The organism is Methylobacterium sp. 2A, assembly GCF_009806555.1.
In the GTDB taxonomy this organism is placed as follows: Bacteria; Pseudomonadota; Alphaproteobacteria; order Rhizobiales; family Beijerinckiaceae; genus Methylobacterium.
In genome coordinates, this window is the sequence record NZ_VUOK01000025.1 from 1 (window position 1) to 12,340 (window position 12,340).

The window sequence follows — 12,340 nt, forward strand, 5'->3', positions numbered from 1 at the left end:
CCGGCCCATCGGCACCCGAAATCGCTCCAAACGGCTGTCGTTAACGTGCGTTTTTACGAGGCGGGGCCTTCTGACCCGTCGAGCGGTGGCTCGACCGATGAACCCGCGGCCGCCCGGCGGGTCGGGCAAACCCTGGCGCGGCGCTACGGCTGCGCGGTGTCGGAGTGGAGGGTGCGCGTGGTCCGCGCACCGGAACCGGACGGCGACGCTGCCGAGCCGCAGTCGGGCGTGGCGGCCCGGATCGTCGCCTGGACGGACGAGGTTTGCCCCCGGCTCGCGATGCTGGTCGCGCAGGGCGCGCGGCGGCTGCGCGCCCTGCGCGTGCTCCTGGCGCGACCGATGTCGGGATCGCGACCGGGATCGTGGTGGCGCCGCGTCGGGCTCGCGCCGCCGACGCGCGCGGAGGCCGCGATCTACCACGCCCATCGCCGCGACATCCTCGCCGACTGGGAGGGACGCAGGCCGGACAACTCGCGGGTCGACGCGCGGATCGCGCGGCGGTTGCGTGCCACCGGCCACGGCGAGGCGGCGGTGGCGGCATCGATCGCGGCCTGCGCGGCGGCGTTCGAGCCGTACCGCCGCCGCGACTGGGCGGCGTACGGGCGGCGTGCGGCGTCCCTGGCCTTCGCTCCGGATGCCGCGGGCGGGGCGGAGATCGAAGCCGGTGCCGAGCGGGTGGCGGCCTGGGCGGCGCTGGAACGGCGGATACGCGAGCGGGTCGCCGCGGTGGCGGCGCTGCGTTCGGCCACCGCGCATCCGGTCGAGATCACGGCGCCCGCGCCGGCCGTATCGCCGGCCGAGGCCGGACGCGGTGATGCGACGGTCTCCCAGCCCGAGCCGGTAGCGCCGGAGGTGATCGCACCCGCGATCGTACCGCCGGAATCTGTGACGCCGCCGCCCGCCCCCCCGGCCATCGACCGACCCGGACGGATCGAGCCGAGCGCCGAGCAACGGGCGATCCTGCAGCCTCTGGAGGAGCGGCTCGGTGCGCTGCTGACCGAGGCCATCGCCGCCATGCGCCGCGGCGAGGCCGCATCACCTGAGCCGTTCGTATCATCCGTGGTCGCGCGTCGTGGAGCGGTCGCCGCCGAGCTTTCCCCATCGGTGCAATCGCGGGAGATCGCGGTCCCCGCCGATCGTCCGGACGGGCAGAGCCAAGCCGTTCGGCGCGTGGCCGCGCATCCAGCCGAGAAGCGGGGGCGACGCGACACCGCGGCGGCGGCGCCGGAGCAGTCCGAGGCGGATCTGGCCGCATCGCGTCCGAACACGCCGGCTCTCGGCGACGAACTGAATGCGGCCGCCTGGAACCCGCTGACCGACGTGTCGGCGCGTCACAGATCGCTGGCGAGCTACTACGTCCTGGCGCTCGCGAGCAACGAACGCTCCCTTAAGGGCTATCGGCCCTACCTGAAGCGAGCGCTGGGCAACGAGATCGCCACGCAGGCGGAGACTTGGCACAAGGCGACCGCTGGGACGCCCGAGCACCGGCGCGTCCTGGCCGCGGTTCGACGCTGGACGGGGCCGTGGAACTTCAACGCAGTGGAGCGGGCCTGTAAGGCAGCGGGCGTCAGGATACCCGAACGGTGACGACGGGGATCGGCCGATCTCCCCCAAGCCGGAGGGTGGCTGCTCCTGGGCAGTCTCTCGATCGGATGCTGCAACCGGTCCACCCCTGGCCGCGGCTCCGACATGCGGACGGCGGGCGGTTAGGGGCGGCTCGATCCACGTGTCGGACGCGCTCGCGGCACGGCCGCGGCCACTGCATCGACTCGGTTCACCGGCGGAGCCGTCGTCACGGTCGAATGGTTTGCGGGTTGGATCGGGATGAAAGTTTGCGACCGCGGATTGCGTTTCGAGGGGGCGGGCGGGAATGATGCCGCTTTCCTCAGAGACTTGGGTGCGACGTGGACGAGAACACAGGAACGACCGGGGATGAGACCGTCGACTATGCCGCGCTGACGACAGGCCTCGTCTCGGCCTACGTGGCGAACAACTCCGTTCCGACTGTGGAGCTGGTGGCGCTGATCGCGACCACGCACGCCGCGCTCACCGGCCTCGGCAACGCGGGCGCACCGGCCGCCGCTCCGGCCGCGAACACGACGCCGGCCCAGATCCGAAAGTCGATCACCCATGAGGGGCTGATCAGCTTCGAGGACGGCAAGGCCTACAAGACGCTCAAGCGTCACCTCACGGCACTGGGGCTCACGCCGGAGGGCTACCGCGAGAAGTGGGGTCTGCCACGGGACTACCCGATGGTGGCGGCCAGCTACTCCGAGACGCGCTCGACCTTGGCCAGGAACGCGGGCCTCGGCCAGCAGCGTAGAGGCGCAGCTGCGAAGGTCGCTGAGGCTACCGAAACCGTGGCGGAGAAGCCCAAGAGCGCGCGCCGGTCACGGAAGGGCGAGGGATCGGCGTCCACGTAGAGCGGTCACACGGCACGGGCATCCGTTCGAGCAGATTGTCCTCGGAACAGCCGCTGACCCCCCACGCAGGAACAGCGTCTGCCGACGCCCGATGCTCGGCTTGGCCGTGCACCAAGTAGCAACAGGCCGCGAGGTTGGCTCCCGCGTCGCTGCATGTGGCATGGTCGCGATGGACGGCCGCCAGCATGATCCGCGTCCGGCGTAGGGTGCGAGCACATCCTCTGTCGCAGAAGCCACACGCACGTCCGCATCATGCCTATCGCCACAGGCGCCGACTGCTGACTGTTCGAAGCAGCAGGGACGTTCACGAAGCGATCAGAACCCGCACCGGCCCGCCAGATGGGCCGTTGGCGACGGATCGCACCCTGGCAGGGATGACTATGCCATTCACTGGGGCGAAAGGCCTGCCTTTCGTCCCTCAGCGGTGAATAGTCAAAAATCAGCCGGGGTCACGTCCTTACGTTCGCAACCTTTCTTGATGCCCTTGCGAATACCCATCTGGAATGGTGTCATGCCGGCCTTTGTGGCTGGTTGAGCTGGTATCGCGGGCATCGCCCTGGCCGAGCCGACCACCGCCCTGAAACCTTGCTCGAAACCTTCGCGGAAATTATTCGGGTCAACCATCTCACCCTGCCTCTACGATTTGAAATTGCGCCATAGCGTCGACTTGCTCACCCCGACGAGCCCGGCGACCTCCCCCCTTTGCCTTCGGCCAGCAGCCGCCCGCCAGGGCAAGGCGTCCGGCGTCATCGAGGACGTGCGGCCTACATGCTTCCCGCGCCGGTGCCGAAGCATCTGATGCCTACTGATCGTCTGCCGGATCGAGGCGCAGGATCAAAACATCCTTTGGTCGAGCGACGAGCACTTGGTCATCTTGGAATACGACCTCCATATCAGCCGGATACTGACTCAAGAAGCCCATTAGGTCTGAAACCGTGCGGCCGTCGAAGCTCGTCAGTGACGGCATCCCAAGATCGTCCCCGCTGATCCCGACCTTTTCGGCTTCTTGGTAGGGAGCCGAGGTTCGCGTAGCGAAGACGTGTGTCAAGGTATCGTCACCGTGCCCGACCGGAATGTATGTGTTGGTCACGAAGTAGGGTCTGTTTTTACCGTTCTCGTCAACCAACAGGTACTGCTTCTCGCTCGGAACCTCTGCCAGGTTAACAATGTGGCTGGTTGTTCTTCGGTTCTCACCGAGGCGGTCGTAATCAGTTAGGTGAAGATTGATCTTACGCATCAGGGTTCCGATCTATCCACTGCATGGGCGCTTGGCGCGTGTAAGCTCAGTCACCCATATATGTATCATAGCCTGCAGCTGGCCCGTTCAGGATGAGAAGCTGCCACTTGTGCATCGCTCGAAAAGGACCGTTTTTGAGCGGGTTTTCCGGTGGCGGCTAACCCTTTGCAGAAATTGAAGCAGGATCGCGCTTAAACGTGCGCTCGAAACGTCCGATCCGTTTTGACAAGGTTTGGCAATCCTTGCCATGATCGACTAGGAGGTGCCGACCATGGCGACCATGAACGTATCACTGCCCGATCCGTTGAAGGATTGGGTCGAGGCACAAGCCGGCACCGGCCGTTACGCGAACGCCAGCGACTATGTGCGCGATCTGATCCGCCGGGACCAGGACCGGCTAAACAAGATCGCGGAGCTGCAACGGCTGGTCGATCAAGGACTGGCGAGCGGCATCAGCTCGCGCACCCCTGACGAGATCCGTCAGCTCGGCCGTGACAGGTTGGCAGCCGTCCAGGCCAGATGATTTTCCGCACCTCACCGCAAGCGGACGAGGACATTGCTGACGCCTATGTGGCGGGCGCAATTCGCTTCGGCGTGGCTCAGGCCAATCGCTACCAAGACGGTCTGTTCAACGCCTTCCAAATGCTGGCCGACAATCCCCTGATAGCCCGCGAGCGCCGCGAGCTTGTGCCGCCAGTGCGCCTGCATCCCTATCAGGCGCACATGATCGTCTATGTCGAGGACGGGCCGGGCGTCCTGATCGTCCGCATCCTGCACGGGCGGCAGGATTGGGAGAATGCTCTTACATGAAGCTGGTTACGCCTGGGCCACCGGTGTACAGACAATCATAGCGGTCAGCTCGCCAAAGGTACGTATGATCGCCGCAGCGACTCCAGGATCTGATCCTGAGTAGGCTGCAGGTGCTTGTATTGATTTGCCTGCTCTTTTACGACCTCTGCGGCCAAGTCATCCATTTCGGTCGATAGTGCCACCAAACCCTTCATCCGGTCTGCATTGTCGATGATGCGACGCGAACCATCCGGTGTTTGCAACGCCATCGCGACCTCGACGTTACGAGCCAGGTAGTCGAGATGCTGTTGCGCCACTGCTAGAAGCGACAACTCGTTGTAATCGGGCACTATCAGGCGCGAAGCATCGCAATGCCACATCAGACCGGCTATTTCGTAGCTGCTGATCTGGATGTCCTTGCCATCGTTAATTGCATCGCTTCTGACATTTTTGCAAAGCCGGATGGTTTTCTTCAAGCCGCCCATCGTCAGCGTATCGCGGTCCGTGATGAGTTTAATGTGCTTGAAGGGCAGGTTGAGAAACAGCGAATGATCACCCTTATTGTATACCTTCACTCCGCGCTCGTGGTCGTGTGCGGTGCTTTGATAGGCGGTCGTATGGTGCCAATGCGATGGAACGACATCGATTGCCCGTCGCAGCGAACCACCGGATATTTTGATGGCCTTATTGCCGTTTTTCTCCACTGTCGCGGCTGGATAGCTATCAGATAGAACTTTTTCTGATTTAAGACGGAGCTCACGCATTTTGTCTTCGAGCGAATAATAAACCGGCGTGGTGTAGAGGTGTTGAGCCGGTCCGTTCGCATCGTAAGTGAAAAACGCCGTATGCAAAGTTAGCAGATCGACGTCGCTGACGCCCCTGATATGGATGTTGAGCGGAACGGACCCCTGCAGCTCGAACTCGACGGCAATAGTGTGATCCGCCAGGCCTTTTAAGAGCTGTTTGCCAACGCGAGTCGCTTCTTCGATGCCGATGCGGGTGTAATCGGGGCCAACTTCCTGCATCGCGCCGAGGGTATATTGCGTGTAGGGTAGACTTGACCGCTTCTGATAGCTTTCGGTGATGTCGGCCTTGGCGAGCACTTCCGTAAGAGCATCCATCGTCAGTTCGGTAGGGCGGTCCAAACCACGTCGGCGGGTGCTGAGACGGCCGAGCCGCCCCTGAATATCACGGGCCATCAGACTTTCCTCGTCAACTTCATGATTCCGAACGTAAACCTGCCTTGTCCGTTGAAATATTCCCCTTCGCCGTATTGCAGGTCAGGTCTGAAGGTTATATCCGCAAAACCTCTATGCGGCTGCAGTTCCGGCTGATCCGACCGCGGATCATTTTTGTAGTTGTATAAAATTCGAAAGCCATCAACTTCATCGTGAAATAATGCGGCCGCGATGCTGTTTGAGCCGGATTGAGTTGTCTTAAGACGGATACGTAGTTTATCCCAATTTTGGGTGATAGTAACTGTACCTTCCCACTTGAAGCTGGGCGTTCTGTCGGGATTTATAGTTTGCCCGTCACAATGCCACTCTCCGGCGAGATCAGGTACCTTCAGAAATTTGTTCAGTGGTCGATATTTCCAGGCGTATTTGGAGAAAATCCAATACAATCCCGCGTAGATTACGCCTGCACTAACAGGCCACATAATTACGCGCGGTATACGATCGCCGATTCCATAATAATCAAGTATGCTGATTATTACCAAGACAAGCGAGACGACGAGCGGCGATATAATTGCTGCGATCGCACCAATGGTGTGACCGATTTTGGCTCGGTTCAACCCGCCAAGGACAGAATACTCATGGTCCTGCTGTACCAATCATCGCCCCCTGCGGATTTTAGTCAGATACGATGAGGTGGTGGCCGTTAATCCTGCTCGCAACCGTTCACCGTAATTAAATGCAGTGGATTACGTAAAAATTGGACTGGACAAGCATAAAATGTTGGATCGGCCATTCACTCGTATGGTGGCTTTGCACCTTCAGCTGCATCAATTCGGAAACAGGTCACCAATCGCTTTCCGCGCACGCAACGTGATGCGCCGGCGGCGCTGATGTTCCGGCCGGTCGTGCAGCATGTGGCAGCGCTGGCAGAGCGCCGCGAGGTTGTTGCCGGTATTGTCGGCCGTGTCGTGGTTGCGGTGCGCCGTGGCTAGCACCACCCGCGTCACCTTCACAAGGACAGCCTCCATGCTGTTAGGACCGGGCAGGGCTCGGCGCACAAGGCGGCCCCGTCCATCACGCCAGCGGCCGGCCTCGACATCCCACCAGCGGCCGTCGCCAAGGTGCTGCACGTCCTGCAGGTGCGGTCGGCCGCATCCCTCGCAGCGGCCTTTAGCTCGCACGAAGCGAATGACGGCCGAGAGCTGCTTCCAGTCGATCGGGTAGAAGTAGCGGTGCTCGCGGCGGATCGGCATCAGAGAGCCGTGTCCTGTGTTGCGACCCTCTTCGCTCGTTTGGCGATCCGGGAAAGGGTGGAGCGGCTGCAGCCCGTGGCAGCCTGGATCTGGCTCCAGGGCGAGCCGGCCTTCAGCATGGCCGCGATCCCCTCGTTCCGCTTCGTGTCCTCCTGACGGCCCCTGTAGAGACCCGCAGCCTTTGCCCGGGCCTGGCCCTGTGCCTGGCGACGGCGGCGATCGTCGTAGTCCTTGCGAGCAACTGCCGCGAGGACGTCGAGCAGCATGCCGTTGATCGCCTGGAAGACGCGCCCCGTAAATTCGTCGGCCGGCGTCGCCAGGCTCCAGGAGGTCGGCAGGTCGAGCGCTACGATGCGGACGCGCTTGGCGTCGATCTCCGCCCGCAGCTTCGTCCAGTCGACCGAGGTAAGGCGCGAGAGGCGGTCGACCTGCTCAATCAGCAGCACGTCCCCCGGCCGGCAATCCTTCAGCAGGCGGAACAGCTCCGGCCGCGCCAGCGTGGCACCACTCTCGTTCTCGACATAGGCCGCGGCAATTGTCAGACCCCGCTCGGCCGCGAAGGCGTCGAGCTGCCCTCGCGCCCTGGTCGCGTCTTGTTCAGAGGTGGAAGCGCGCAAATAGGCGCGGACGAACATGAAACCTGCCAATCGGTTCGATTAGAATAGGTGTCATGATATCGGTTCGATTTGAATGGTCAAGCTGATTATATGAGACCATCCTGGTGGCGGTTCGATTGAGGCATACCCATACCGAACCATTCGGATCGGCCTCTTCAACGGGAGAATGGTCAGGTCAATTTGTGACGGCGGCGGAGGCTCGCAGACTCGACAGATATGGTCGTGCTTGCCGCGGTCCGCTCATTAGTCGTGGAACGCATGCCTAAGAAGCTATAAGAGTAGCGCTCTCCGCAATTATCCTGGCAAGGGCGTCATGATCCGAGACCGGACCGAAAAGCTACGGTTCATTGTTGAAGAGATGCAGATCGCCCTTCATCTGGCGACGAACCTCGCCGATCCTTTCTATGCACGCACTATCGCGCGACATATCCTTATCCGCGTCGAGAACTTCATTGAACACGCACGGGGCCTCCGGCGTCCGCTTCGCGACGCCGGCTATGATACAGTTGCGTTCCACACGGCCAAGGAAGCCTACGCCGCCCAATTCGGCGAATATTTTAAGGACGCGCGCCACCGGCTCGGAGCCCACGTCCAGGATTTCGATTTCGGTAAACGCATTGAACTCTGGAACGACATCGAGGTCCTTAAGATCAGCTACTTCGTAGACGGCGCTCACGAAATCTACGACAGCCTCGGCACGCTCGGCGTACCCGGCTATGTGCCTTATGCTACGCCGGTCGAGCTGTCCGATCCTGGCATTGTCGAGATCCTCCGACAGCTTCAGCGTTCGCTCGACGCCCGAACCGGAGTCGAGATGGGGGCTGATGCGCTTGCGATGACCCGGCGCAACACCACGGCTTCCCTCAACACGACGCCCGTGCATGCCCGCGCGTCGCAACTGGCGCTGATCCGGCGCTGGATCGCGCTACAGCTCGACCTCCGTCAAAGGCTCATCGCCTATCCCTCGATCGCGCGCTTGTTCAAGGCGCGCCTCATCACGGACATCGTCAGCTTCTCCGATTGCCTTGTGACGCGCCCAGTGACACAGGGCGCCCTCCAGGCGATGGACGGGTTGGACAAGCTCGTGCAGGGACAAGGCCAGTCTTCGGCCCCGATCGACGCTTTTGTCGCCGCTGCGCACTTTGAAACAGAGCTTGCGGCCGTTCGTGCCGTCCGCGACAAAATTGGCGCCCACCTTGAAATTGACACAGCCGAGCCGCTGGCGAAGCTCCTTGCCGATCTCAACAAATTCGATCTCGAAAGAGCGCTCGCATTCTACCAGCGCCTCGCTGCCGCCTTCAACAAACAATGCTTTGCCGTGCTTTTCCTTCGGCTCTATGCCGCAGATGGAAAGCGACACTACGGCATGGAGAGCGGCGCTTCTTCGGCGACTGTGCCCTTCGTGGGAACGGCCGCGCCGCCGCACGAGCCCACGCTCCAGCCGCCGCTGATCAACGACGATGAGGCATGTCATAAGAACTTAACGCGTTGGTTGGACGGCGATGACAGTCAGAAGGGGGAAGCGCGCATTTTCTTTTGGAATGCTTTTATGAGTTCGACAGTGGTCGAGTCTGTCAGCGAGACGGAGCGCTTCGGCAGTAGCGCTCGGTACCATTCGAACGAGTTTCGCAAGGCGCACCAATTTCTTCTCGACGCGTTGAATGATGGTCTATCGGACATTGATTTTAGGGGTGTTCTAGATCTCATTATGTCCTGTCGAAACGGCCACCCTTATCCGCTAGCGAAATTGCTCGTCCGCTACGGCGAAACAGCTCCTATCTTCCGGCAATATCTGATTTGCTATGCGCTCGGCGAGGTCGCCAGCGCCCCGCACCAAAGCGTTTCAGACTTTCTCGATGCACGAAGCCTTTCGCGGACTTGGGCAATCCGCCTAGAAGCAGTAACCGCTCGCTACAAGTCTTACGTGAAGAACGAAGGTGTCTTTCGCGCGAACCACCAAGGCCAGATCCAGGCTGATCACGATACGCTTGTCGCTTCCCTGACTGACGCCATGACGCCAGATCAACGGCTGGTTTGCCTTCTTGCGTTTGCCAGCGTTCACACTGGGCCACTGGCCGGTGTATTCACGAAACCGTTCGGCGGTAACTACACCGTTGTTCAGGCGGAGATCGAGAGGCTTCTCCTTCCGCTTCTCAACGACGACGCGGCGCAATCCAAAGCGGTTATGCTCAAAAGATTGCTTCAGACCCACGACTACGTGGGCGTGTGCGTTCACATAGCGCTGAGTCTCGACGGCGGAGACAGCCATCCACTCTACTCAAGCTTGATCGAGAGCTGCTGCAATGGAACGATTATCGCGGCATCCAACAACCAGGCCAGCCGTCATCTGAGCATGTGCTTCCTCTTGAAAAAGGAGCATAGATTTGCTCTTCAGGTCGCAGAGCCACTGGCCGATCGAAATCCCGATTGGACTGAGGCGCAGATCCTCGTTGCGCAAATACTCGGTGAAATTATTGGGGCAGAAACGGAAGCGCGCGAGCGGGTGAGTAGCATCCGCAGCGCTTATAAGCTTTCAGCAGCGCAGGAGGCGCTACTTGCGGCGGTCGAGGCGGAAGTTCAAAGCCGTCTGGCGCGTCAGGAGCAATAGCTTCACTCCAGCAGGTCAACGATAAACCGAATTATCGGTCGCTAATCTCGGGCAGCTCCGTTGCGGCGCCGGCAGCCGGCTCCGCCGGACGATGCACGGCCTCGCGGGGGCTGCCGGCGGGGCCTTTCGGGCCTAAGTTCTGAATGTGCAAGCCGCCGAGGAAATCGGGCGCCGCGCTGGTGGTGCGTAATTCTTGAGTTTCGCACAAAGGCTGTTTGCTGGAGATGGTAGATGAGCCGGTGCTGCCAGCATGCTGGGGGCCGCCGTCGTGAGCGAATTCACTTCTGGGCCGTGCTGCTGTTGGCGCGGGCGCGCGGGAAGTAGCTGTAGAACGTGTCGCGGTTGACCCCAAGCCGTTTGGCGATGTCAGCCACGCTGATCGTTCCGGCCGCCAGCATCGCGCGGGCCGCCTCAAGATCGGCATCGCTGAGTTTCTTCGGCCGGCCGCCTTTGCGCCCACGGGCGAGAGCCGCCTTCAAGCCCTCCACAGTGCGCTCGTGGTTGAGGTCGAGGAAGTACTCGGCCATCGCCCCGTGCATCTGCAGCGCGAAGCGGCCGTGCGCGGTGGCGCTATCGAACTGCTCGGTCAGGCTTCGGAAGTGCACGTTTTTCACTCACAGGCCGTCGATGGTGCGCATCATCTCGACGAGCGAGCGGCCGAGGCGATCGAGCTTCCACACCACGAGCACGTCCTCGGGGCGCAGGTAGGCGAGCGCCGCCTCGAACTCTGGTCGCTTGGTGCCAGCCTTGCCGGACTTCTTCTCCTCGAACAGGCGCTCGCACCCGGCCTTGGTCAGGGCGTCGCGCTGCAGGTCGAGGTTTTGGTCGAATGTGGAGACGCGAGCATATCCGACGAGCATGTCGGGATCGTGCCAAAATGCCGTTTATCCGGCAATAGAAAAGCCGACACATTTTCCGACAAAAACGGGGCTGTTTCGAGCGGCTCGCGTGTGACCTTTATCGATAAATGGCCTGTTTCTAATGGCGCTATGTGGCACCGATGACCAGGGTGCTCCGCGCGGCCTCGACGACATCGTCCGTGATCACCTTGAGTTCGTTGATCTTGAGGATGCGAGCGATCTGCACGAACAGGCGCTGCAGCAGCCGGAAGTTGCCGCCGGTGATCCGCGCGATCGAGGCGACTGCCTGCACATCGGTGAAGTCCGCCTCGTCCAGGGCAAGCCCGAGCTGACGCCAGTGGCGCGTCAGCACGAAGGTGAGTTCGTCGCCACGCAAGGGTCGGTAGTGATGGGCGAACCCGACACGGCTGTAGAGCTGCGGATAACGCGACAGACGCTTCTCGATGCCCGGCATGCCGATCAGGATCACGCCGATGCCCATCCGATCGAACACGTCGCGCACGTGATCCAGGCCGGCGGTCGCGAGCCGTTCGGCCTCGTCGACGATCAGGAGTTCGGTCAACCCGCTCTTGAAACCCGTCGGCTTCGTTTCCCCGACCGACAGGTGCTCGCCGATGCAGGCATCCATCCGCACGATCAGATAGCCGACCTCGCCGCGCAGCACCCGCAACGAGCAGGCGACCACCGGGGTGTAGAGGACGCTGCGGCTTCGGGCGAGCACGCCGTACACCTTGGCGTCCGATGGCTGTCGTGGGCCCCAGGTGTCGAGGAAAGACTCGGCCACGTCCCAGTGGGCATAGCGCCGGGCCGAGAGCGTCTTGCCGACTCCGGCCGCGCCGTAGCAGAGGCCGATGTAGCGGTGGGTTCGCACGGCATCGGCGAACTCGACGAAGCGACGATGCTCCTTGGTGGTGATGAAGGCACCGGATCGGGCGGTCATCCCTCGTCCTCCACTTGGTACACGCGCAGCTTGGGGCCCGGTGAGAGGATGGTCGAAAACGTACGCTAAGCCCGCCGACCGGTGCGGGCGAGGAGCTTTTCTCCGTCTGGCCTGATCGCCCCCTTGGGCGTGACGTGCCGGTAGAGGGTCTGCCGGGTGATGCCGAGTTCCACGCAGAGGTCGGCGACGCAGGTTTCGGGGTTTCCCATCGCGGCCTGAGCCAGGCGCAGCTTGGCGGGCGTCATCTTGAAGGGGCGACCGCCCCTGCGGCCGCGAGCGCGAGCCGCGGCCAGCCCGGCCTTCGTGCGCTCGGAGATCAACTCGCGCTCGAACTCGGCCAAGCCGGCGAAGATGGCGAACACCAGCCGGCCGTTGGCCGTGGTGGTGTCGATCGAGGCGCCTTCGCCCGACAGCACCTTCAGCCCGACGTTGCGC

13 protein-coding genes and 1 pseudogene are annotated in these 12,340 nt (G+C 62.1%); 5 read left to right on the forward strand and 9 right to left on the reverse strand.

The window, feature by feature from the left end; translation table 11 throughout:
- Positions 1-177 precede the first annotated feature (177 nt).
- Both FVE89_RS13655 and FVE89_RS13660 read left to right on the forward strand, forming a co-directional pair.
- Positions 178-1,587, forward strand: coding sequence for a hypothetical protein (locus FVE89_RS13655; RefSeq protein ID WP_160534488.1), 1,410 nt, complete (start codon positions 178-180; stop codon positions 1,585-1,587).
- Between the two features lie 317 nt (positions 1,588-1,904).
- Positions 1,905-2,423, forward strand: a complete 519-nt coding sequence (locus FVE89_RS13660; protein WP_160534489.1) for a MucR family transcriptional regulator — start codon at positions 1,905-1,907, stop codon at positions 2,421-2,423.
- Positions 2,424-2,855: 432 nt separating this feature from the next.
- On the opposite strand, the gene FVE89_RS13665 is transcribed toward FVE89_RS13660, so the two are convergent.
- The gene (locus tag FVE89_RS13665; RefSeq protein WP_160534490.1) at positions 2,856-3,047 is read right to left on the reverse strand and encodes a hypothetical protein; all 192 of its coding nucleotides are present in this window, start codon (positions 3,045-3,047) and stop codon (positions 2,856-2,858) included.
- A gap of 178 nt (positions 3,048-3,225) precedes the next feature.
- Positions 3,226-3,660: a hypothetical protein gene (locus FVE89_RS13670; RefSeq protein WP_160534491.1), complete on the reverse strand. Its 435-nt coding sequence runs from the start codon at positions 3,658-3,660 to the stop codon at positions 3,226-3,228.
- Between the two features lie 271 nt (positions 3,661-3,931).
- On the opposite strand from FVE89_RS13670, the gene FVE89_RS13675 reads away from it, so the two are divergent.
- Both FVE89_RS13675 and FVE89_RS13680 read left to right on the forward strand, forming a co-directional pair.
- Positions 3,932-4,183, forward strand: coding sequence for a type II toxin-antitoxin system ParD family antitoxin (locus FVE89_RS13675; protein WP_160534492.1), 252 nt, complete (start codon positions 3,932-3,934; stop codon positions 4,181-4,183).
- Positions 4,180-4,470, forward strand: coding sequence for a type II toxin-antitoxin system RelE/ParE family toxin (locus tag FVE89_RS13680; RefSeq protein WP_160534493.1), 291 nt, complete (start codon positions 4,180-4,182; stop codon positions 4,468-4,470). The genes FVE89_RS13675 and FVE89_RS13680 overlap by 4 nt, the downstream gene beginning before the upstream one ends.
- Before the next feature lie 44 nt (positions 4,471-4,514).
- Here FVE89_RS13680 and FVE89_RS13685 read toward each other — a convergent pair whose 3' ends face one another.
- From FVE89_RS13685 to FVE89_RS13700, 4 genes are all read right to left on the reverse strand, one after another.
- Complete coding sequence (locus FVE89_RS13685) at positions 4,515-5,648, reverse strand: hypothetical protein (RefSeq protein ID WP_160534494.1); 1,134 nt, start codon at positions 5,646-5,648, stop codon at positions 4,515-4,517.
- Positions 5,648-6,283 (reverse strand): hypothetical protein, encoded by a 636-nt coding sequence (locus FVE89_RS13690; protein WP_160534495.1) that lies wholly within the window; start codon positions 6,281-6,283, stop codon positions 5,648-5,650. Before FVE89_RS13690 ends, FVE89_RS13685 begins: the two co-directional genes overlap by 1 nt.
- A gap of 171 nt (positions 6,284-6,454) precedes the next feature.
- Positions 6,455-6,880, reverse strand: a complete 426-nt coding sequence (locus FVE89_RS13695; protein WP_160534496.1) for a hypothetical protein — start codon at positions 6,878-6,880, stop codon at positions 6,455-6,457.
- Positions 6,880-7,515 carry a recombinase family protein gene (locus FVE89_RS13700; protein ID WP_160534497.1) on the reverse strand — a complete coding sequence of 212 codons (636 nt, stop codon included), beginning with the start codon at positions 7,513-7,515 and terminating at the stop codon, positions 6,880-6,882. The genes FVE89_RS13695 and FVE89_RS13700 overlap by 1 nt, the downstream gene beginning before the upstream one ends.
- A gap of 295 nt (positions 7,516-7,810) precedes the next feature.
- Here FVE89_RS13700 and FVE89_RS13705 point away from each other — a divergent pair, with 295 nt between their 5' ends.
- A complete protein-coding gene (locus FVE89_RS13705) occupies positions 7,811-10,105 on the forward strand; it encodes a hypothetical protein (protein ID WP_160534498.1) in 2,295 nt (764 codons plus the stop codon).
- Positions 10,106-10,383: 278 nt separating this feature from the next.
- On the opposite strand, the pseudogene FVE89_RS13710 reads toward FVE89_RS13705, so the two are convergent.
- From FVE89_RS13710 to FVE89_RS13720, 3 genes and pseudogenes are all read right to left on the reverse strand, one after another.
- A pseudogene (locus FVE89_RS13710) lies at positions 10,384-10,965 on the reverse strand (recombinase family protein).
- 127 nt (positions 10,966-11,092) lie between these two features.
- Positions 11,093-11,905, reverse strand: coding sequence for an AAA family ATPase (locus FVE89_RS13715; protein ID WP_122163191.1), 813 nt, complete (start codon positions 11,903-11,905; stop codon positions 11,093-11,095).
- Positions 11,906-11,970: 65 nt separating this feature from the next.
- On the reverse strand, positions 11,971-12,340 hold a 370-nt coding region (locus FVE89_RS13720; RefSeq protein WP_160534499.1), incomplete at its 5' end, for a recombinase family protein.

What these genes read in the sequence shown, in the direction of transcription:
- FVE89_RS13680 (WP_160534493.1), top strand. Translation starts at nt 4,180, where the DNA reads ATGATTTTCCGCACCTCACCGCAAGCGGACGAGGACATTGCTGACGCC.
- FVE89_RS13665 (WP_160534490.1), bottom strand. Translation starts at nt 3,047, where the DNA reads ATGGTTGACCCGAATAATTTCCGCGAAGGTTTCGAGCAAGGTTTCAGG.
- FVE89_RS13685 (WP_160534494.1), bottom strand. Translation starts at nt 5,648, where the DNA reads ATGGCCCGTGATATTCAGGGGCGGCTCGGCCGTCTCAGCACCCGCCGA.
- FVE89_RS13705 (WP_160534498.1), top strand. Translation starts at nt 7,811, where the DNA reads ATGATCCGAGACCGGACCGAAAAGCTACGGTTCATTGTTGAAGAGATG.
- FVE89_RS13700 (WP_160534497.1), bottom strand. Translation starts at nt 7,515, where the DNA reads ATGTTCGTCCGCGCCTATTTGCGCGCTTCCACCTCTGAACAAGACGCG.
- FVE89_RS13695 (WP_160534496.1), bottom strand. Translation starts at nt 6,880, where the DNA reads ATGCCGATCCGCCGCGAGCACCGCTACTTCTACCCGATCGACTGGAAG.
- FVE89_RS13675 (WP_160534492.1), top strand. Translation starts at nt 3,932, where the DNA reads ATGGCGACCATGAACGTATCACTGCCCGATCCGTTGAAGGATTGGGTC.
- FVE89_RS13670 (WP_160534491.1), bottom strand. Translation starts at nt 3,660, where the DNA reads ATGCGTAAGATCAATCTTCACCTAACTGATTACGACCGCCTCGGTGAG.
- FVE89_RS13715 (WP_122163191.1), bottom strand. Translation starts at nt 11,905, where the DNA reads ATGACCGCCCGATCCGGTGCCTTCATCACCACCAAGGAGCATCGTCGC.